The 19286-nt window shown below is 70.8% G+C and carries 19 protein-coding genes, 1 pseudogene and 1 riboswitch; of the genes and pseudogenes, 12 read left to right on the plus strand and 8 right to left on the minus strand.

Translation table 11 applies throughout. The features are described 5' to 3' along the window. Positions 1-37: 37 nt before the first annotated feature. The 3 genes from ACGFSB_RS13235 (at position 38) to ACGFSB_RS13245 (ending at position 2415) form a co-directional block, all read left to right on the plus strand. On the plus strand, positions 38-439 hold the full coding sequence (locus tag ACGFSB_RS13235; protein ID WP_393397882.1) for a ribonuclease domain-containing protein: 402 nt from the start codon (positions 38-40) through the stop codon (positions 437-439). Next, positions 436-798 (plus strand): barstar family protein, encoded by a 363-nt coding sequence (locus tag ACGFSB_RS13240; RefSeq protein ID WP_393397884.1) that lies wholly within the window; start codon positions 436-438, stop codon positions 796-798. The genes ACGFSB_RS13235 and ACGFSB_RS13240 overlap by 4 nt, the downstream gene beginning before the upstream one ends. 174 nt (positions 799-972) lie before the next feature. Further along, positions 973-2415, plus strand: a complete 1443-nt coding sequence (locus ACGFSB_RS13245; RefSeq protein ID WP_393397886.1) for a GuaB1 family IMP dehydrogenase-related protein — start codon at positions 973-975, stop codon at positions 2413-2415. 71 nt (positions 2416-2486) lie between these two features. Here ACGFSB_RS13245 and ACGFSB_RS13250 read toward each other — a convergent pair whose 3' ends face one another. Beyond that, entirely contained in the window at positions 2487-2645 is a 159-nt protein-coding gene (locus ACGFSB_RS13250) for a hypothetical protein (protein WP_393398092.1), read from the minus strand. Between the two features lie 41 nt (positions 2646-2686). Beyond that, positions 2687-3064, minus strand: a pseudogene (locus tag ACGFSB_RS13255) (LLM class flavin-dependent oxidoreductase); the annotation flags it as partial. On the opposite strand from ACGFSB_RS13255, the gene ACGFSB_RS13260 reads away from it, so the two are divergent. From ACGFSB_RS13260 to ACGFSB_RS13270, 3 genes are all read left to right on the plus strand, one after another. Further along, positions 2951-3214 (plus strand): hypothetical protein, encoded by a 264-nt coding sequence (locus tag ACGFSB_RS13260; protein ID WP_393398094.1) that lies wholly within the window; start codon positions 2951-2953, stop codon positions 3212-3214. The pseudogene ACGFSB_RS13255 and the gene ACGFSB_RS13260 overlap by 114 nt on opposite strands. Before the next feature lie 259 nt (positions 3215-3473). Further along, entirely contained in the window at positions 3474-4937 is a 1464-nt protein-coding gene (locus tag ACGFSB_RS13265) for an amino acid permease (RefSeq protein WP_393397888.1), read from the plus strand. Between the two features lie 10 nt (positions 4938-4947). Further along, positions 4948-5403 carry an Lrp/AsnC family transcriptional regulator gene (locus ACGFSB_RS13270; protein WP_393397890.1) on the plus strand — a complete coding sequence of 152 codons (456 nt, stop codon included), beginning with the start codon at positions 4948-4950 and terminating at the stop codon, positions 5401-5403. Positions 5404-5432: 29 nt separating this feature from the next. Here ACGFSB_RS13270 and ACGFSB_RS13275 read toward each other — a convergent pair whose 3' ends face one another. Then, positions 5433-5987: a Repetin gene (locus ACGFSB_RS13275; RefSeq protein ID WP_393397892.1), complete on the minus strand. Its 555-nt coding sequence runs from the start codon at positions 5985-5987 to the stop codon at positions 5433-5435. A gap of 352 nt (positions 5988-6339) precedes the next feature. Between ACGFSB_RS13275 and ACGFSB_RS13280 the strand changes: the two genes are divergently transcribed. Both ACGFSB_RS13280 and ACGFSB_RS13285 read left to right on the plus strand, forming a co-directional pair. Continuing rightward, complete coding sequence (locus ACGFSB_RS13280; RefSeq protein WP_393398078.1) at positions 6340-7128, plus strand: carbon-nitrogen hydrolase family protein; 789 nt, start codon at positions 6340-6342, stop codon at positions 7126-7128. A gap of 62 nt (positions 7129-7190) precedes the next feature. Then, the gene (locus ACGFSB_RS13285; RefSeq protein ID WP_393397894.1) at positions 7191-8885 is read left to right on the plus strand and encodes a flavin monoamine oxidase family protein; all 1695 of its coding nucleotides are present in this window, start codon (positions 7191-7193) and stop codon (positions 8883-8885) included. An 83-nt stretch (positions 8886-8968) separates the two neighbouring features. Here the strand turns inward: ACGFSB_RS13285 and ACGFSB_RS13290 are convergent, their stop codons facing one another. Together ACGFSB_RS13290 and ACGFSB_RS13295 are read right to left on the minus strand one after the other, a co-directional pair. Next, the gene (locus ACGFSB_RS13290; protein ID WP_393397896.1) at positions 8969-9901 is read right to left on the minus strand and encodes an LLM class F420-dependent oxidoreductase; all 933 of its coding nucleotides are present in this window, start codon (positions 9899-9901) and stop codon (positions 8969-8971) included. A 100-nt stretch (positions 9902-10001) separates the two neighbouring features. Beyond that, entirely contained in the window at positions 10002-10706 is a 705-nt protein-coding gene (locus tag ACGFSB_RS13295; RefSeq protein WP_393397898.1) for a DUF5995 family protein, read from the minus strand. A 229-nt stretch (positions 10707-10935) separates the two neighbouring features. Here ACGFSB_RS13295 and ACGFSB_RS13300 point away from each other — a divergent pair, with 229 nt between their 5' ends. Further along, complete coding sequence (locus ACGFSB_RS13300) at positions 10936-12057, plus strand: glycoside hydrolase family 6 protein (RefSeq protein WP_393398080.1); 1122 nt, start codon at positions 10936-10938, stop codon at positions 12055-12057. Here the strand turns inward: ACGFSB_RS13300 and ACGFSB_RS13305 are convergent. Together ACGFSB_RS13305 and ACGFSB_RS13310 are read right to left on the minus strand one after the other, a co-directional pair. Further along, the gene (locus ACGFSB_RS13305) at positions 12036-13454 is read right to left on the minus strand and encodes a uracil-xanthine permease family protein (protein WP_393397900.1); all 1419 of its coding nucleotides are present in this window, start codon (positions 13452-13454) and stop codon (positions 12036-12038) included. The two genes, ACGFSB_RS13300 and ACGFSB_RS13305, sit on opposite strands and share 22 nt — an antisense overlap. 137 nt (positions 13455-13591) lie before the next feature. Continuing rightward, positions 13592-14803, minus strand: coding sequence for an MFS transporter (locus ACGFSB_RS13310; RefSeq protein ID WP_393397902.1), 1212 nt, complete (start codon positions 14801-14803; stop codon positions 13592-13594). A gap of 98 nt (positions 14804-14901) precedes the next feature. Here ACGFSB_RS13310 and ACGFSB_RS13315 point away from each other — a divergent pair, with 98 nt between their 5' ends. Next, entirely contained in the window at positions 14902-16101 is a 1200-nt protein-coding gene (locus tag ACGFSB_RS13315; protein WP_393397904.1) for an ROK family transcriptional regulator, read from the plus strand. A 58-nt stretch (positions 16102-16159) separates the two neighbouring features. On the opposite strand, the gene ACGFSB_RS13320 is transcribed toward ACGFSB_RS13315, so the two are convergent. Further along, the gene (locus tag ACGFSB_RS13320; RefSeq protein WP_393398082.1) at positions 16160-17020 is read right to left on the minus strand and encodes an RNA polymerase sigma-70 factor; all 861 of its coding nucleotides are present in this window, start codon (positions 17018-17020) and stop codon (positions 16160-16162) included. Between the two features lie 212 nt (positions 17021-17232). Continuing rightward, positions 17233-17363, plus strand: a riboswitch (FMN riboswitch). A gap of 218 nt (positions 17364-17581) precedes the next feature. On the opposite strand from ACGFSB_RS13320, the gene ribD reads away from it, so the two are divergent. Both ribD and ACGFSB_RS13330 read left to right on the plus strand, forming a co-directional pair. Next, on the plus strand, positions 17582-18637 hold the full coding sequence (ribD, locus tag ACGFSB_RS13325; RefSeq protein WP_393398084.1) for a bifunctional diaminohydroxyphosphoribosylaminopyrimidine deaminase/5-amino-6-(5-phosphoribosylamino)uracil reductase RibD: 1056 nt from the start codon (positions 17582-17584) through the stop codon (positions 18635-18637). 1 nt (position 18638) lies between these two features. Next, complete coding sequence (locus ACGFSB_RS13330; protein WP_393397906.1) at positions 18639-19283, plus strand: riboflavin synthase; 645 nt, start codon at positions 18639-18641, stop codon at positions 19281-19283. The last annotated feature ends 3 nt before the right edge of the window (positions 19284-19286 follow it).

Here is a 19286-nt window from a genome sequence, read left to right on the forward strand (position 1 = left end):
CGCGCCCCTGATGGAGCGTCGTGGCAGCATCTGTCGCATGGTGACCCGGTTTGTCCCCCGCGCGCTGGCGGCGCTACTGGTCTGTCTCGCTGTCCTCGTCGCCGGGTGTTCCTCGGGCAGCGGCGGGGAAGCGGAGACCTCCGCCCCCGCCTGGGCTCGCGGCAAGGCCACCGTTCAGGCCGGGCGGCTGCCCGCGGAGGCCCGGCGGACGCTGCGTCGCATCGACGACGGGGGCCCGTTCCCGTACGAGAAGGACGGCACCGTCTTCCGCAACTTCGAGCGGGAGCTGCCCCAGCACGAACGCGGCTACTACCGGGAGTACACCGTCCGTACCCCCGGCGAACGCGACCGCGGCGCACGCCGGATCGTCACTGGGAGCGGTGACGAGATCTACTACACGGATGACCACTACGCGTCCTTCAAGGCGGTACTGAGATGACGTCCGATCCGTTGGCGACCGTGCTCGATGCCGTCCGCGCCGCCGGCTTGAGCACCGTTTCGCTCGACCTGAACGGCGTGCGAGACAAGGCCGCGTTCATGGAGCGCTGCGCCCGCGCGCTCGACCTGCCCGACTGGTTCGGGCGCAACTGGGACGCGCTCGCCGACTGCCTCACCGACCTGGGATGGGCGCCTGCCGCGCCCGGACGGCTGCTCGTCGTCTCCGGCTGGCAGGAGTACGCGGACGCCGCGCCCCAGGAGTGGGTCGTCGCCCAGGAGGTGTTCACCGACGCGGTGGGGTACGCACGAGAGCGCGGGGCGGGTCTGGAGATCGTTCTGGCGCTCGGCACGCGCGCGTGAGCGGACGGTGACCTTCGGGGCCGCCGCTTGGAGGTTCCGACCAGGGCGCTCGCGGGCTCGCTGGGTGATCATCCCAGGCAGCGCATTCCCCGGGGCATGGGACACTGAAGTACGTGCTTTTCCCTCGGCCTAACTGTCCGGGGGCCACCTCTGATCGACTGGGATGAGCAGCACGTGCGTTTCCTCAATGACATCCAGCCTGCGTACGACCTGACGTACGACGACGTCTTCATGGTCCCCAGGCGCTCCGCCGTCGGCTCGCGCCAGGCCGTGGACCTCTCGTCGCCGGACGGCACCGGCACCACGATCCCGCTGGTCGTCGCGAACATGACCGCGATCGCGGGCCGCCGGATGGCCGAGACCGTCGCCCGCCGCGGTGGCCTCGTCGTGATCCCGCAGGACATTCCGATCGAGGTCGTCACCGAGGTCATCTCCTGGGTCAAGACGCGCCACCACGTCCTCGACACCCCGATCATCCTGGCCCCCACGCAGACCGTCGCCGACGCGCTGGCCCTGCTGCCCAAGCGTGCGCACAACGCGGGCGTCGTCGTGGACGCCGACCAGAAGCCGGTCGGCGTCGTCACCGACACGGACCTGAACGGCGTGGACCGCTTCACCCAGCTCTCCGAGGTCATGTCCAAGGACCTCGTGCTGCTCGACGCGGACATCGACCCGCGCGACGCCTTCAACAAGCTGGACGGCGCCAACCGCCGCTACGCCCCCGCCGTGGACAAGGACGGCCGCCTCGCCGGCATCCTGACCCGCACGGGCGCCCTGCGCGCGACCCTCTACAGCCCGGCCCTCGACGCCAAGGGCAAGCTGCGCATCGCCGCCGCCGTCGGCATCAACGGCGATGTCGCGGCCAAGGCCAAGCAGCTTCTCGACGCGGGCGCCGACACCCTCGTCGTGGACACCGCGCACGGTCACCAGGAGTCGATGATCGCCGCGGTCAAGGCCGTGCGCGCGCTCGACCCGCAGGTGCCGATCGTCGCGGGCAACATCGTCGCCGCCGAGGGCGTACGCGATCTGATCGAGGCCGGTGCCGACATCATCAAGGTCGGCGTGGGCCCCGGCGCCATGTGCACCACGCGCATGATGACCGGCGTCGGCCGCCCGCAGTTCTCCGCGGTGCTCGAATGCGCCGAGGAGGCAGCCAAGTTCGGCAAGCACGTGTGGGCCGACGGCGGTGTCCGCCACCCCCGTGATGTCGCCATGGCGCTGGCCGCCGGTGCGTCGAACGTCATGATCGGTTCGTGGTTCGCCGGGACGTACGAGTCCCCGGGTGACCTGCAGCAGGACGCCAACGGCCGCCTCTACAAGGAGTCGTTCGGCATGGCGTCGGCCCGTGCGGTCAAGAACCGCACGAGCGAGGAGTCGGCCTACGACCGTGCCCGGAAGGCGCTGTTCGAGGAGGGCATCTCGACTTCGCGGATGTTCCTGGACCCGGAGCGGCCCGGTGTCGAGGACCTGATCGACTCGATCATCGCGGGTGTCCGCTCCTCCTGCACGTATGCCGGTGCGGGCTCCTTGGCGGAGTTCGCGGAGCGGGCGACTGTGGGTGTGCAGAGCGCCGCCGGGTACGCGGAGGGCAAGCCCCTCCACGCCAGCTGGAGCTAGCCGCTCCGCGGGGGACCGCGCTGCTATGTCCGCGGGTCGACCGTGGCTGGTCGCGCAGTTCCCCGCGCCCCTTACGGGGCGCTGGTCGCCGCCACCGCCTTTGCCAGCAGTGCGTGGCCCGCGTCCCCCGGATGTACGCCGTCCACCAGGTGTCCGGCGTGCAGCAGTTCGCCGCCCGGCAGCAGGCCGGTCCCCGCGTCCAGGGCCGCGCGTTCCACGGCGGTTCGCAAGGCTTCGGCGTCACCATCCTGCGGGGGAAGGAGAACCGCTCGGACTCGTACGCGAAGTACTCCTCGCGCCACATGCCCGTCACGATCTCGATGGCCTCGCGCCAGTCCGCCCGCGACTGCTCGCGGTCGACGCCAAAGGCCGTTTGCTCCATGGGAGTTGAGCGTCCCGTGCCCCACTCCACGCGGCCGTCCGACAGGACGTCCACCGCCGCCACCTTCTCCGCGATCCGCTGCGGCGGAGTGAAGCCGAAGGGGGTGAGGGTGACGCCGAAGCCGAGGCGTATCCGCTCGGTGAGCGCCGCGAGATGGCCGAGCAGCACCTCGGGTGCCGGGCAGTGCGAGCGGCCCTCGCGGAAGTGGTGCTCCACCGCCCACACCGTGCGGAAGCCGACCCGGTCCGCGAGCCGGATCTGTTCCACGGCCTCGCGGTAGGCGCGCTGCTCGGCGGCGCGCTGGCCGTGCGGATGGGGTCCGTTCCAGGGCTTCGGTACGTCGATCTCGTACAGCACATCGAGGTCCATTGCCTGCTGCCTCCCTCTCGACCGGGGTGCACGATGAGGGAGATCTGACGAAGTGTCAACCGCTTCCCGCGGGCCTCGGCGCGCAACGGACGAAACGGACCGCGCAACGAAGACCCGCAGGAAGGGGAAGTGCGCAACGATCATGCGGGTCTGCGCAAGGTTGCTTCATTACGTACGTGAAGCGCCCCACATAGAGTCATCCGCTGTACGTGGTGTGGCGGGGACCGCCTGCTCGGCGGTCCCCATCCATGCGTGGGAGCTGCCGCCGGTCCCGCCGCCCTGACCGGCAGCGATGAAGGAGCCATGCGTGCTCGACCAAGGCGCACCCCCGCAGAACCGCCCAAGTCCCTCGGGGGCCATGGGACTCGGCCGTCGCCTGATGCGGCGCAAGCCGGTGGAACTCCTGGTCGCGGAGGGCGGCCAGGGTGAAGGCGGCTCACTGAGGCGCTCCCTCGGCATGTGGCAGCTGACCATGATCAGCATCGGCGCCACGCTCGGCACCGGCATCTTCGTCGTCCTCGGCGAGAGCGTCCCCAAGGCCGGGCCCGCCGTCACGATCTCCTTCGTGATCGCCGGACTCACCGCCCTCTTCTCGGCCCTCTCGTACGCCGAGCTGGCGGGCTCCATACCGGTCGCCGGGTCCTCGTACTCATACGCGTACGCAACGATGGGTGAACTCGTCGCCTGGGTCTGCGGCTGGTGCCTGGTCCTGGAGTACGGCGTCTCGGTCGCGGCCGTCGCCGTCGGCTGGGGCGAGTATCTGAACGAGCTGCTCGACGGCACCATCGGCGTCACCATCCCCGACGTGCTCTCCTCGGCACCCGGTGAGGGCGGCATCATCAACCTGCCGGGCCTGATCGTCGTGCTGCTCGCCATGGTGTTCCTGCTCGGCGGCGCCAAGGAGTCGGCGACGGCCAACACGATCATGGTCATCGTGAAGATCGCCGCGCTCGCGCTCTTCTGCACCATCGGCTTCATGGGCTTCAAGTCCGGCAACTACTCGGACTTCATGCCGCTCGGCACGGCCGGTGTCAGCGCCGCCGCCGCGAGCCTCTTCTTCTCGTACATCGGCTTCGACGCCGCCTCCACCGCCGGTGAGGAGGCGAAGAACCCGCAGCGTGACCTGCCCCGCGCGATCATGCTCTCGCTGGTCATCGTCACGGCGCTCTACGTCCTGGTCGCCGCCGTCGCCGTCGGTGCCTGGAACTGGAAGGACTTCGAGGGCTCCGAGGCCACGCTCGCCGCGATCATGAATGATGTCACCGGGCAGGGCATGTGGGGCACGATCCTCGCCGCCGGCGCCGTCATCTCCATCGCGTCCGTCGTCCTCACCGTCCTCTACGGCCAGACCCGCGTCCTGTTCGCCATGTCCCGCGACGGCCTGGTCCCCAAGGTGTTCGGCAAGGTCAGCAAGAAGACGGGCACGCCCCGCGTGAACACCGTCATCGTGTCGCTGTTCTGCGCCGCCCTCGCCTCGGTCATCCCGCTCGGCAAGCTCGTCGACGCCACCAGCATCGGCACGCTCTTCGCCTTCGGCCTGGTCAACATCGCGGTGATCGTCCTGCGCCGCACCCGGCCGGACATGCCGCGCACCTTCCGGGTGCCGCTGGGCTGGCTCTTCCCCGTGCTCGGCTTCGGCTTCTGCGCGTACAACATGTTCAGCCTCGACTCGATCACCTGGATCGTCTTCGGTGTCTGGATGGCCGTCGGCCTCGTGTTCTACTTCTTTTACGGCATGAGCCGCTCCCGATTGGCCTCCGCAGAGAAGTGATCCACCCCCAGTGCGACTGAACGATCTCGACGAACGCATCGTGCACGCCCTCGCCGAGGACGCCCGCCGTTCCTACGCCGACATCGGCCAGCTGGTCGGACTCTCCGCGCCCGCCGTGAAGCGGCGCGTGGACCGGCTGCGGGAGACCGGCGCCATCACGGGATTCACCGTGCGGGTCGACCCGGCCGCGCTCGGCTGGGAGACCGAGGGGTTCATCGAGATCTACTGCCGTCGCAATACCTCGCCCGAGGCCATCCGCCGTGGCCTCGAGCGGTATCCGGAAGTCGCGTCCGCCTCCACCGTCACCGGGGAGGCGGACGCCGTCGTCCAGGTCTTCGCCGCCGACATGCGGCATTTCGAGCGGGTGCTCGAGCGGATCGCGGGCGAGCATTTCGTGGAGCGGACGAAGTCCGTCCTTGTGCTTTCGCCGCTGATGCGGCGGTATTCATCGGGGTCGCCCGCGTAGCGCTCCGCTGGGGCGGGCGGCTGGGTGCGCTACTTCATCGGCAGTACGTGAAGGTCGCCGCTGCCCAGCTTCGTTTTGTCGAACGGGGCCGCGCTCACACACTTGGGCATGTCGTCCGGCAGGTCGTTCGGGATGCCGACCATGGCCCAGCTGTAGCCGAAGCGGTCCTGCTTGCCCTGGTCGTGGACCGTCATGCCGACGCGCTTGCCGACCGCCCCCTTGAGGCCGCCGTCCGCCTTCGTGACGACCGCCGACACCGTGGCCACCTTTCCGCCGGTCAGCAGGCAGTCCACGCGGGCCTCGGCGGAGCCGCCGAACTTCGGGTTCTCCATGTAATGGCTGAGCTTGATGGTGCCGTGCGCCGCCCCGGGGTCGTTTCGGTCCCTGGCGTCCAGATGGGCGTCGAAGGTGATGGTGGCGTTGTCGCCAGGGGGACGGTCCAGCTTGGCGGTTCCGGTCAGAGCGGCGGCCTCGCGCCCCGGATGCGGGGCGTCCGACGCGGTCGCGGGGCCCACGGCTCCGGCAAGGGCGAGGAGCGCGGCGCCTACGGCGATGGCTCGGATGAGGGTGGAGCGGCGGTTCATGGGAAGCCCCCGGGTGGCTGTGGTCCGCCCGGTCCTTCCGGGCGTGATCCACACTTCCGTGGGCCGGTGCCAGGTGCATCGTGCGCGAGGGGGTGACCGCCTCCGCCGTGCGGCGGACCCACCCCTTTACCGGAGGTGGACACGACTGACACCCGAGGCGCACACCACTGATACCTGAGGCGCACGCCCCCGCGCAACGAATCGCCGCTTCGGGCCCGCCACGCGCAACAGATCGTGCGGCAGCCCGCAACGCTCGCGCCTTGTCCGGGCAAGGCCGCCGACCGTACCGTCTTAACGGTCCCCACCAGTCCGTCAGTCCCTTCGCACGCCCCGAGGTCCCGCCATGCCCCCGCTGCGCACCGCCCTGCTCCAGAGCTCGGGCCGCCTTGGCTCCGTCGCCGCCAATCTGAAGGCGCTCGACGAGGCCGCCGCCCGTGCCGCCGCGGCGGGCGCGGGTCTCCTGGTGGCGCCCGAGCTGTACCTCACCGGGTACGCCATCGGCGACGACGTGGCCCGCCTGGCCGAGCCCGCCGACGGGGCATCGGCTGCCGCGATCGCCGAGACCGCCGTACGCCATGGAGTCGCCGTCGCCTTCGGCTATCCGGAGCGGGAGGGCGAGAGGGTCTTCAACTCCGTCCAGCTGATCGGCCCCGACGGCGCGCGGCTGGCGAACTACCGCAAGACCCACCTCTTCGGCTGCTTCGAGCGCGACTCCTTCACGCCCGGTGAACAGGCCGTCGTCCAGGCCGAGTTGGGCGGTCTGCGGATCGGCCTGATGATCTGCTACGACGTGGAGTTCCCGGAGAACGTCCGCACGCACGCCCTCGCGGGCACCGACCTGCTGCTCGTGCCCACGGCCCAGATGCACCCCTTCCAGTTCGTCGCCGAGTCCGTCGTGCCGGTGCGGGCCTTCGAGAACCAGATGTACGTCGCGTACGTCAACCGGGTCGGCAAGGAAGGGGAGTTCGAGTTCGTCGGGCTCTCCACGCTCGCCGGACCCGACGGAGTCGCCCGCACCCGTGCGGGGCGGGACGAGCAGCTGGTGTTCGCCGACGCGGACCCCGCCTTCCTGGCCGCGTCGCGCGAGGCCAATCCCTATCTGCGAGATCGCCGCCCGGGGCTGTACACCTCCCTGATCTGAGCTGAGCCTCCCGAGCTTCCCCCTTCTTCTGTTCTGCCGTTCCCGCAAGGAGTCCGTACCCCATGACGTCCACGGTGCCCAATGCCGTCCAGCACACCGACGCCCAGCCGCCGATCACCATGTTCGGTCCGGACTTCCCTTACGCGTACGACGATTTCCTCGCGCACCCGGCGGGCCTGGGCCAGATACCCGCGACCGAGCACGGCACGGAGGTCGCGGTCATCGGCGGTGGCCTTTCCGGCATCGTGGCCGCGTACGAACTGATGAAGATGGGCTTGAAGCCCGTCGTCTACGAGGCCGACCAGATCGGCGGTCGGCTTCGCACCGTCGGGTTCGACGGCTGTGACGGCGACCTCACCGCCGAGATGGGCGCGATGCGCTTCCCGCCGTCCTCGACGGCGCTTCAGCACTACATCGACCTGGTGGGCCTCAAGACTCAGCCGTTCCCCAACCCCCTCGCCGAGTCGACCCCCTCGACGGTCGTCGACCTCAAGGGCGAGTCCCACTACGCGACGTCCGTCGACGACCTGCCCCAGGTCTACCGCGACGTCATGAATGCCTGGAACTCCTGCCTGGAGGAGGGCGCCGACTTCTCCGACATGAACCGCGCCCTGCGTGAGCGCGACGTACCGAAGATCCGGGAGATCTGGTCGAAGCTCGTCGAGAAGCTCGACAACCAGACCTTCTACGGCTTCCTCTGCGAGTCCGAGGCCTTCAAGTCCTTCCGGCACCGCGAGATCTTCGGCCAGGTCGGCTTCGGCACGGGCGGCTGGGACACCGACTTCCCGAACTCCATCCTGGAGATCCTGCGCGTCGTCTACACCGAGGCCGACGACCACCACCGGGGCATCGTCGGCGGCAGCCAGCAGCTCCCGCTGCGGATGTGGGACCGTGAGCCGCGGAAGACCGTGCACTGGGAGCCCGGTACGTCCCTGAGCTCGCTGCACGAGGGCGGCGTGCCGAAGCCCGCCGTGACCCGGCTCGACCGGACCGCGGGCAACCGCGTCACGGTCACCGACGCCTCGGGTGACATCCGCACCTACCAGGCGGCGATCTTCACCGCCCAGTCGTGGATGCTGCTCTCGAAGATCGCGTGCGACGACACGCTCTTCCCCATCGACCACTGGACGGCGATGGAGCGGACCCACTACATGGAGTCCTCGAAGCTCTTCGTCCCGGTCGACCGGCCGTTCTGGCTGGACAAGGACGAGGAGACGGGGCGTGACGTCATGTCGATGACGCTCACCGACCGCATGACGCGCGGTACCTACCTCCTGGACGACGGGCCGGACAAGCCCGCGACCATCTGCCTCTCCTACACCTGGTGCGACGACAGCCTGAAGTGGCTGCCGCTGTCCGCGAACGAGCGCATGGAGGTCATGCTCAAGTCGCTCGGCGAGATTTATCCCAAGGTCGACATCAGGAAGCACATCATCGGCAATCCGGTGACCGTGTCATGGGAGAACGAGCCCTACTTCATGGGCGCGTTCAAGGCGAACCTGCCGGGTCACTACCGATACCAGCGGCGGCTGTTCACGCACTTCATGCAGGGCTCGTTGCCCGAGGACAAGCGGGGGATCTTCCTCGCCGGTGACGATATTTCCTGGACGGCCGGGTGGGCCGAGGGTGCGGTTCAGACTGCGCTGAATGCTGTGTGGGGGGTTATGCACCACTTTGGTGGTGCTACCGATGCGACCAACCCCGGGCCCGGGGATGTGTACGACGAGATTGCGCCTGTCGAGCTGCCTGAGGACTGACAGGGAGCGCCGATTCAGGTGGGGCGCGTGGGAATCTGGCGGTCCGTTGTGGCTGGTCGCGCAGTTCCCCGCGCCCCTAGGACCTATACCCCGGCCGCCCTCGCGGCCTCGTACACCTCCGCCGCCAAGTCCTTCAGTTCCTCCGCGTCCCGCGTGCTGCCCTGGAGCTCGATGAGGATCTCCTCCACGGCGTTCACCGAGGCATGGGCCTGGAGGTCCTCGGTGATCTGCTCGACGCTGCCCTGGAACGGGGCGCGGCCCTCGCCCTCGTACGCCTTCGCCGTGTACCGCGTGTTGACCCGCAGGACGCTCTGGACCGGCTTCTCGCGTCCGCGCTCGGCAGCGAGCTCCTTGAGTACGCGTGCCTCTTCGGCCAGTTGGCCGGCGCCCATGCCCACCGGCATCCAGCCGTCCGCACGGTCCACGAGCCTGCGCAGGGCGCGGGGGCTGTTGGCGGGCAGCAGGATCGGGATGGGGCGGGCGGGCTTCGGGCCGACCACGGAGGGCGCGATCGTGGTCAGCTCACCTTCGTACGACACCGGGTCCGGGCCCCACACCGCGTGGCAGACGTCGATCAGCTCGTCCAGTACCTTGCCGCGCTTGTTGAAGGGGGCCACCGCCGCGGCCGCGTACTCGTCGTGCGACCAGCCCGTGCCGAGACCCGCGACGACGCGGCCACCGCTCGCCGCGTCCAGCGTGGCGAGCGAGCGCGCCAGCTGGAACGGCACGTGCAGCGGGGCGACCAGGACGCTGGTGCCCAGGCGGGCCCGCTCGGTGGCCGCGGCGGCCAGCGTCAGCGTGATCAGCGGGTCGGGCACCGAGCGGTACGTGTCGGGCCAGGGCAGGCCCTCGATTCCGTACAGACCCTGCGTCGGGGGCTCGGGGAACAGGACGCGCTCATAGACCCAGAGGCTCTCGTACCCGATCTCCTCGGCCGCGCGGGCCACGGCGGGGACATCACGTCCGATGCTGTACTGGCGGCCCTGTGGGAGGCTGAGTCCGAGTCGAATGGCCATGCTGGTGCTCCTTCGCATCCGATATCCCTTGCGTTCAACTTACAACCGCCGAGGGTGAGTTGTTCCGCCGGGCAACGCAGGCGACGCCGGCGTGGCCGGATCAGTCCGGCACGGGAGTGAGCAGCATCCGGCCCACCAGACCCACCGCCGCGTCCAGCCGGGAGCGGAACGCCTCGGTGACGGAGGGCAGTTCGCGCAGCGCCCACAGCGTCAGCGCCGTCGCCCACGCGCCGTCCCTGGCCCGTTCCAGGCTCCAGGAGCCGAGGAGATGGGTCAGCGGGTCGGCGATCTGGAAGAGGTCGGGCCCCGGCATCAGATCCTCGCGGATGCGCTCCTCCAGTGATACGAGGATGTCGCCCACGCGGTCGAACTCGTCCTCGATGTCGGCCGGTTCGCAGCCGAGCGTACGACAGGTGTCCACGACGGCGAGCGGAAGGTCGTGCCCGATGTGCGCATTGATGCCCGCGAGCGCGAACTGCAGGGGGCGTACGCCCGGATGGCGACGGAACTGGAACAGCGGCCGCCAGCACGCGGGCGGCCTGCGGTCGGCGGCCACGGCGGCGACCGCCGCCAGATAGCGCTCGGCGAACAGCACGTCCAGCGCGATGGCGGCCCCGGCATCAGGGAAACGGCCGCCGTCGACATGCCGGTCGACCTCTTCGGTGACCGACAGATAGACCCGGTTGAAGACGCCGACCCCGTCACCCGATGCGAACCCCGCACCGAGCGTGCGCATCCGCGTCACCACCCCGTCCACCTCATGTGCCGGGTTCCTGCACTCCGCGAACCGCTCCAACTGCGCCATGGTGGCAGCGTCCCAGTCCTAGGCTGGCCCGAGTGCCACCGCACCGGCCGCGTCCCCAGAACGAGGGAACGGCGACCGTGTGTGCCCCTGGGGAGGGGAGCGGGTGCGTCGTGTCAGGGGGGCGCGGCGGAGGGGGAGGAGCGGAACTGTGTCAGGTGTGTCAGGCAACCGTGCGCGACATCGCGCCGAACGGCGGGCCGAGCGCGGGCGCGCCGCCCGCCATGGGGTCATGGTGGCCGCGGCCTCGGTCGTGGCGGCCGTCGGCACCGTCACCGGAATGGTGTCCGCGCTGGACGAGGGCGGCGGCAAGGACCAGGCGCGGCCGAAGGTGACGAAGTCGCCGACGCTGGAACCGCTGCCCGCGGTGCCGACGCCATCCGCGTCGGAGTCCTCGGCGAAGCCTTCCTCGGCGAAGTCCTCCGCCGCGCCGAAACCGAAGCCGAAGCCTTCGACGCAGCCTCCGAAGAAACCGAGCACAGCCGCCCCGAAGGGCAACTCCCTCTACCGGTACGGCGATTCGCAGGTCCTCGACTGGGTCAGAGGCAACCGGAGCGACCCGCGCCGCCCGCTCATCGAGTCACGGATAGCCGATAAGCCCGCCGCCGTCTGGTTCGCGGACTACGCGCCGGGGACCATCACCTCACGGGTGCGGGCGGTGACGTCGGGCGCCGGGAGCAGGGTGCCCGTGGTTGTGCCGTACGCGATACCGGACCGCGACTGCGGGGGAGCGTCGCAGGGCGGGGCGCCGGATCTCGCGGCGTACGACGCGTGGATCGAGAAGTTCGCCGCGGGCCTCGGCTCCGGCGAGGTCATCGTCATCCTCGAACCGGACGCGGTCGCGCAGTCCGAGTGCCTCTCGGCGAAGCAGCGCACCGCGCGCTACGCCTCGCTCGCCCGCGCCGGCCGCACCCTCAAGGCCGCCGACCCCAAGGCCAGGGTCTACTTCGACGCGGGGCACTCGGGCTGGAACGGCGCCGCGCGACAGGCCGGGCGGCTGCGCGCGGCGGGCGCCGCGTCCCCCGCCTCGTCGGACGGCGTCTTCACGAACGTGTCGAACTTCCACCGCACCGCCGACGAAGCCGCCTACGCCCGCAAGGTCCTTTCCGCACTCGGCGGCCCGGCGAGCCTGGGCGCCGTCATCGACACCAGCCGGAACGGGAACGGAGCCCCGGCGGACGGCGAGTGGTGCGACCCGGCGGGCCGGGGGCTCGGGCAGAGCCCGACGCTGCGTACCGGCCAGGCTCGGATCGACGCCTATCTGTGGATCAAACTGCCGGGCGAGTCCGATGGCTGCAAGGGCGAGCCGGGGACCTTCACACCCGGGTACGCCTACGACTTGGCGCGCGGCTGAGACCCGTCGGTGTTCTCTTCGCCGTCTTCCGCGTCGTACGTGGAAGTGCCCGAATCCAGGAGCGGTTCCTGCGACTTGAGGTGGGGCGGGGCGAAGGCGCGAAGGACGTGGTATCCGGTGATCACGACGATCGTGCCGAGGGCGATGCCGCTCAGCTCGAAGTTGTCGGTGATCTTCAGCGAGACGCCGCCGACGCCGATGATGATGCCCGCGGCGGCCGGGACGAGGTTCAGCGGATTGCGCAGATCCACCCCGGCGCTGATCCAGATCTGGGCGCCGAGCAGGCCGATCATGCCGTAGAGGATGACGGTGATGCCGCCGAGCACGCCGCCCGGGATCGCCGCCACGACCGCGCCGAACTTGGGGCAGAGGCCGAAGAGCAGGGCGAAGCCCGCGGCGGCCCAGTAGGCGGCCGTGGAGTAGACGCGGGTCGCGGCCATCACACCGATGTTCTCGGAGTACGTCGTGTTGGGCGGGCCGCCGACCGCGGTGGAGAGCATGGACGCGGCGCCGTCGGCGGAGATGGCCGTGCCCAGCTTGTCGTCCAGGTCGTCGCCGGTCATCTCGCCGACCGCCTTGACATGCCCGGCGTTCTCGGCGACCAGGGCGATGACCACGGGCAGCGCGACGAGGATCGCCGACCACTCGAAGCTCGGCGCGTGGAAAGAGGGCAGGCCGATCCAGTCCGCGTTGCCGACAGCGGAGAGGTCGAGGCGCCAGTGGTCGACGACCTTGCCGGAGGCGTCGGCCGAGTGGATCTTGCCGAACACCGAGTCGAGGGCCCAGGACAGGGCGTACCCGAAGATCAGCCCCAGGAAGATCGCCACGCGTGACCAGAATCCGCGCAGGCACACCACGGCCAAACCGGTGAACAGCATCACCAGGAGCGCCGTCCACTGGTCCTGCGGCCAGTACGTGGAGGCGGTGACCGGCGCGAGATTGAAGCCGATCAGCATGACGACGGCGCCGGTCACGATCGGCGGCATCGCGGCATGGATGATCCGCGCCCCGAATCTCTGGACGGCGAGGCCCACCAGGAACAGTGCCGCGCCGACCACGAAGACCGCGCCCGTCACGGTCGCGGAGGAGCCGCCCTGGGCGCGGATGACCGCCGCCACACCGACGAAGGAGAGCGAACAGCCCAGGTAGCTGGGCACCCGGCCGCGCGTGGCCAGGAGGAAGATGACCGTCGCGACGCCCGACATCATGATCGCGAGGTTCGGGTCGAGGCCCATCAGGACGGGCGCCACGAAGGACGCGCCGAACATGGCGACCACGTGCTGGGCGCCGAGCCCGATGGTCCGCGGCCACGAGAGCCGCTCGTCGGGACGGACGACGGCTCCGGGCGCGGGGGTGCGCCCGTCGCCGTGCAGTCTCCAGCGCACGCCGAGATCCATGGTTCTGCTCCGCCTTCTGTGCGCCCGACTTTGTCAAGACCCGAATGAGTCAGCGCAATGTTAATCCGGCATAAGTGCCGTGGTTTCTCAGCGGTCGCTCGCGGGGCGCCCCGGCCCCATCCTGCGCAGCCGCGGGTTCAGGACTTCGGCCCTGGCGCCGTCGCGTCCGCGGGCGCGACCGGCGTGGCGTCGCGGCCGTCCGTGCGAAGGACACCCGCGAACAATGCGAGCCCGCAGGCGAGCACCGTCACCAGACCGAAGGAGACCACCAGGCTCGTCGCGTCGGCGAGCGTGCCGATCGCCGAAGGGGCGATCAGGCCCGAGGTGTACGTGATGGTCGCGACGCCCGCGATGGCCTGGCTCGGATTCGGTCCGCTGCGCCCGGCCGCCGCGAAGGCGAGGGGCACCACGACCGCGATGCCGAGCCCCATCAGGGCGAACCCGCACATGGCGAGCGCGGGATGCGGCGCCACCACGACGAGAAGACCGCCGAGGGCCGCGACCACGCCGCCCACCCGCACCGTCCGCACCGACCCGAAGCGGTCCACCACCGCGTCGCCCGCGAGCCGCGCGATCGCCATGGTGAGCGTGAAGCCGGTGGTGGACGCCGCGGCGAGACCGGCCGATGTGTCCAGGACGTCCCGCAGATACACCGCCGACCAGTCCAGGCTCGCGCCCTCCGCGAAGACCGCGCAGAAGCCGACCGCGCCGATAAGGAGCGCCGACTTGGGCGGCAGCGAGAAGCGCGGCGGCGCCGCCTCCTCGGGTGCCGCCTGAAGGTCGAGCACGTTCCGGCAGGCGACGAGGCCGATCGCGGTGAGCGCCACCGCCGCGAGCGCGTGGTGAAGGCGGGCGTCCGCGCCCAGGTGGGCGGCGACCGTGCCGGCCGCGGAGCCGATCAGGGCGCCGACGCTCCACATGCCGTGCAGGCCCGACATGATCGACTTCTTCATACGGGTCTCGACCTCGACGCCCAGGGCGTTCATCGCCACGTCCGACATGCCCGCCGTCGCGCCGTACACGAACAGGACGAGGCAGAGCGTGAGCAGGTTCGGCGCGAGCGAGGGGAGGGTGAGGGCCATCGTCCACAGCGCGAGCAGCCCGCGCAGCGCCGTCCTCGCGCCGAAGCGGTGGCTGACCCAGCCCGCGAGCGGCATCGCCACGGAGGCGCCGATCGCGGGGAAGGCGAGGGCCAGGCCGAGGAGCCCCGCGCTCAGCCCCGCGTGCTCCTGGATCCAGGGGACGCGGGTCGCGAAGGAGCCGGTCACGGCGCCGTGCACGCAGAAGACGGCGGCCACGGCGTACCGCGCCCGCTTCAACTGACGTACGTCGTAGACCACTTCACTCATCGATACTCCGCCCCTCCCAAGGTGCCGCCTCGCTACGGCGACGTAAACTATCAGGAACCCTGCCTGATAAATAGCAGCTTTATGGAAGGATCCCCGGCATGCCCGCATCACCGAGCACCGCCCGGGTCATCAACGACCGGCTCGCCCTGGGACTCCTCCAGCGCGAAGGGCCGCTGACAGCCAACCAGTTGAAGCAGCTCACCGGTCTGTCCCGGCCCTCGGTCGCCGACCTCGTCGAGCGCCTCCAGGGCTCGGGCCTGATCGCGGTCGTGGGGGAGGCGGGTGCCCAGCGCAGGGGGCCCAACGCCCGGCTGTACGGGATCGTCGCCGACCAGGCGCATCTCGCCGCCCTCGACGTGCGCACCGAGGGCGTCTCCGTCGTCGTCACCGATCTGCTGGGCGCGGTGCTCGCCGAGGCCTCCGCGACCATCGGCGGTGACACGGACACCGGGCCCGCCGTCGAGCGGGCCGTCGCCCTCGTCGAGCGCACCGCGGAGGAGGGCGGCAGCGGGCGGCTGCACACCGTGGCGATCGGCGCCCCCGGCCTCATCGACCCCACCACCGGCGAGCTGCGCGACACCACCGCGCTCCCCGCCTGGCACCGCCGCCTCGCGGGCGCCCTCCAGGATCGGCTCCCGGCGCGCGTACTGGTGGAGAACGAGACCAACCTCGCCGCCCGCGCCGAACAGCGTGACGGCGCCGCCCACGACCGCGACACCTTCGTGCTCCTCTGGCTCGGCGAAGGGGTGGGCGCGGCCGTCGTGCTCGACGGGACGCTGCGCCGCGGCGCTTCGGGCGGCACGGGGGAGATCGGGTTCCTGCCGGTGCCGGGCACGGCCGTGCTGCCGTCCGCCACCGGCTGCGAGGGCGGCTTCCACTCGCTGGTCTGCGCCGCCGCCCTTCGCGAACTGGCCGCGGAGCACGGTGTGGCGGTCGGTGAGCATGGTGTGGCGGTCGGTGAGCACGGTGTGGCGGTCGGGGGCGAAGCCGCGGACCTCGTCCGGCACGCCGTATCGACCGGACACGAAGCCTTCCTCGACGCCGTCGCCGACCGGGTCGCCGTGGGCGCCGCCGCGACGGCCGCGATCCTCGACCCCGGCTGCGTCGTGCTCGGCGGCGAGGTGGGCCGCGCGGGCGGTGACGTGCTCGCCACCCGGGTCGAGGGCCGTCTCGCCGCTATGTCACCGCTGCGCACCGAGGTGCGTGCCAGCACGCTCGGCGGCTCGGCGGTGCTGCGAGGCGCGCTGCTCGCGGCCAGGGACGCGGCGCAGGACGAGCTGTTCGGGCCCCGCCGCTGAGTGAGGGGGGTCGGGCGGCCCTTCCCCACGGCCCGTTCGGGGGCCGGCCGCGCGGCGGTCAGGCAGGTGACAGCTGACGCGCGACGAAGGTGAGCTTGTCGGGATTGACCACCGCCCGCACTTCGCTGATCAGGCCGTCCCGGAACGCGAACGACGCGATGCCGACGACCGCCCCGGCCTTCCCCGCCGCCCCTGTGGCCCGCGCGACCATCGCGGGCGCGCCGTTGACCTCGGCGTACGAAAGATCCACGGGGTACGCGAACCTGTCCATGCCGCCCACCAGCAACCGGAGCACCTTCGCGCGCCCGGCGATCGGCCTGCGCGTGGCGGTGGCCTTGCCGCCGCCGTCGCCCCACCACGTCACGTCCGCGGTGAGGATCTTCTCCAGGCCCGCGAGGTCGCCCTCACGGGCCGCGGCGAAGAACGACGTCACGAACTCCTCCCGCCGCTCGGTCACCGTGTCGAATCGCGCCCGCTCGCCGACCACCGCCCGTGACGCCCTGCGATACAGCTGACGGCTGTTGGCCTCGCCGATGTCAAGCACGCCGGCTATCTCCCGATGGCTGTACGCGAAGGCCTCGCGCAGCACGAACACCGCGCGCTCCACCGGCGTGAGCCGCTCGAGGAGGATCAGCAGCGCCATCGACACCGTGTCCCGCTGCTCCGCGGACTCCAGCGGGCCGAGCGCGCCATCCGACGTGATGACCGGCTCCGGAAGCCAGGACCCCACGTACGCCTCGCGCCGCGCCCGCGCCGAGGTCAGCCTGTTCAGGCACAGGTTGGTGACGACCTTGGTCAACCAGGCGGCGGGCCGCTCGATGGCGGTGCGGTCCGCACCGCTCCAGCGCGGGTACGCGTCCTGAACGGCGTCCTCCGCGTCCTGGGCGGAGCCGAGCATTCGGTAGGCGAGCGAGAACATATGGGGGCGGTGGGCCTCGAACTCAGCGGCCGGTTCTGCGGCCGGAGCTGCGGTCGGTTCTGCGTTCGGCTCTGCGGTCGTCACACGCCCAGCGTGCCAGAGGGCCCGTCACCGCCGGTCAGGCCCCTGTCACAGGCTGCTGTGAGCCAGCCCACACGGGCTCACCCGTATGGGCCGCGATCAGGCGTGGCACACTGGCCTCGTACCAAAAGCAGCGCACTCCGGGGTCGGTGTAATTCCGAACCGGCGGTTATAGTCCGCGACCCGTCCGCCTCCAGCGGCCGGTTGACCAGGTGAAATTCCTGGACCGACGGTGAAAGTCCGGATGGGAGGCAGTGCGCGGCGGGCGGGCATTCGTGCACGTCGCCGAGTGGCTTGTTTTTGGGATACCCGTTTTTTCGGGTTCCCCAGGGAGAGGTCTCGTTTCCGGCGTCGCTCCCGGTGTCGCAGTCCGTACATTCTGTCGTCATCGACAGGCCCCGGAGTCCGTGCCCTATGAGGCAGGAGGACCCGGTGGCCACCGCCCCCGCAGTCGCAGCGAATGAGCATGAGCGCATCGCCATGCGCCGCGCCATCACGCTCGCCGCGCTCGGCCTCGGCTCCACAAGCCCCAATCCCGTCGTCGGGTGCGTCATCATCGACGCCTCCGGAGAGGCCGTCGGCGAGGGCTACCACCTGCGCGCGGGTGGCCCGCATGCCGAGGTCCACGCCCTGCGCGCGGCCGGCGAACGGGCCCGCGGCGCCACCGCCCTCGTGACCCTCGAACCCTGCAACCACACGGGACGCACCGGCCCCTGCGCCCAGGCGCTCATCGACGCCGGGATCGCCCGCGTCGTCTACGCGGTCGGCGACCCGACCCCCACCGCGACCGGGGGCGCGCACCGGCTGCGTACCGCCGGACTCGACGTGGAATCGGGCCTGTTGGAGGACGAGGCCGCCGCGGGGAACGCCGCCTGGCTGACCTCCGTGCGGCTCGGCCGCCCGCACGTCACCTGGAAGTACGCGGCGACGCTCGACGGCCGCATCGCCGCCGCCGACGGCACGAGCCGCTGGATCACCTCGGCGGAGGCCCGCTCCGACGTCCACCGCCTTCGCGCCGAGAGCGACGCCGTCGTCGTCGGCTCCGGCACGCAGCGCGCCGACGACCCGCACCTCGCCGTGCGGGGTGTGGCGGGAGCCGTCCAGCCGCTGCGGGTCGTCGTCGACACGAACGGCACCGCCGTCGTGCCCGGCGCCCGCGTCCTGGATGACGCGGCGCCCACACTCATCGCGATCGCCGAGGATGTCACCCCCGGACTTGAGGCCGAGACCGTACGACTCCCGCGCGCGGACGGCGGGTTGGACATCCGAGCCCTCCTCGACGTGCTCCACGCGCGCGGGGTGCGTTCCGTCCTCCTCGAAGGCGGGCCGACCCTCGCCGGAGCCTTCGTCGCCGCGGGCGCCGTCGACCGCGTCGTCGGCTATCTCGCCCCCGTCCTGCTCGGCGCGGGCCCCGCCGTCCTCACCGGCGGCGGAATCACGACCATCACCGAAGCGTTGCGGCTCGACGTGAGCGAGACCGTGCGCATCGGACCCGATCTGCGCGTCACCGCGACCCTCGTAGCGAAGGAGCACTGAAGTGTTCACCGGAATCGTCGAAGAGCTGGGCGAGATCACCGCCGTCGAGAACCTGGACGACGCATCGCGCTTCCGTGTCCGTGGCCCCGTCGTCACCGACGGCGCGAAGCACGGCGACTCCATCGCGGTCAACGGCGTCTGTCTGACGGTCGTGGAGCACGAGGGTGACGAGTTCACCGCCGATGTGATGGCCGAGACCCTCGACCGGTCAAGTCTGGGCGCGCTCGCAGCAGGTTCGCGGGTCAACCTGGAGCGGCCCACGGCCGTGGGCGACCGCCTCGGCGGGCACATCGTGCAGGGGCACGTGGACGGGACCGGCGAGATCGTCGACCGCAAGCCCTCCGAGAACTGGGAGATCGTCAAGGTCTCGCTCCCCGCCGAACTCGCCCGCTATGTGGTCGAGAAGGGCTCCATCACCGTCGACGGCGTCAGCCTGACGGTGGTCGACGCGGGACCCGACTACTTCACCATCAGCCTCATCCCCACCACCCTCGCCCTGACCACGCTCGGCATCAAGCAGCCGGGCGACCCGGTCAACCTCGAGGTGGACATCATCGCGAAGTACGTCGAGCGGATGCTCGGCGACCGCGCCCACGCCACAGCTCCCGCCCCGGCTCCCGCTCCCGCTCAGGAGGCCTCGAAGTGAACT

This window comes from Streptomyces sp. NPDC048441, assembly GCF_043200235.1.
Taxonomy (GTDB): domain Bacteria; phylum Actinomycetota; class Actinomycetes; order Streptomycetales; family Streptomycetaceae; genus Streptomyces.

Coding starts and splice junctions, on each gene's coding strand:
- ACGFSB_RS13235 (WP_393397882.1), top strand. CDS start 38: ATGGTGACCCGGTTTGTCCCCCGCGCGCTGGCGGCGCTACTGGTCTGT.
- ACGFSB_RS13240 (WP_393397884.1), top strand. CDS start 436: ATGACGTCCGATCCGTTGGCGACCGTGCTCGATGCCGTCCGCGCCGCC.
- ACGFSB_RS13260 (WP_393398094.1), top strand. CDS start 2,951: ATGGCCGAGCAGCACCTCGGGTGCCGGGCAGTGCGAGCGGCCCTCGCG.
- ACGFSB_RS13275 (WP_393397892.1), bottom strand. CDS start 5,987: ATGAACCGCCGCTCCACCCTCATCCGAGCCATCGCCGTAGGCGCCGCG.
- ACGFSB_RS13285 (WP_393397894.1), top strand. CDS start 7,191: ATGACGTCCACGGTGCCCAATGCCGTCCAGCACACCGACGCCCAGCCG.
- ACGFSB_RS13290 (WP_393397896.1), bottom strand. CDS start 9,901: ATGGCCATTCGACTCGGACTCAGCCTCCCACAGGGCCGCCAGTACAGC.
- ACGFSB_RS13295 (WP_393397898.1), bottom strand. CDS start 10,706: ATGGCGCAGTTGGAGCGGTTCGCGGAGTGCAGGAACCCGGCACATGAG.
- ACGFSB_RS13300 (WP_393398080.1), top strand. CDS start 10,936: ATGGTGGCCGCGGCCTCGGTCGTGGCGGCCGTCGGCACCGTCACCGGA.
- ACGFSB_RS13305 (WP_393397900.1), bottom strand. CDS start 13,454: ATGGATCTCGGCGTGCGCTGGAGACTGCACGGCGACGGGCGCACCCCC.
- ACGFSB_RS13310 (WP_393397902.1), bottom strand. CDS start 14,803: ATGAGTGAAGTGGTCTACGACGTACGTCAGTTGAAGCGGGCGCGGTAC.
- ACGFSB_RS13315 (WP_393397904.1), top strand. CDS start 14,902: ATGCCCGCATCACCGAGCACCGCCCGGGTCATCAACGACCGGCTCGCC.
- ACGFSB_RS13320 (WP_393398082.1), bottom strand. CDS start 17,020: ATGTTCTCGCTCGCCTACCGAATGCTCGGCTCCGCCCAGGACGCGGAG.
- ribD (WP_393398084.1), top strand. CDS start 17,582: ATGCGCCGCGCCATCACGCTCGCCGCGCTCGGCCTCGGCTCCACAAGC.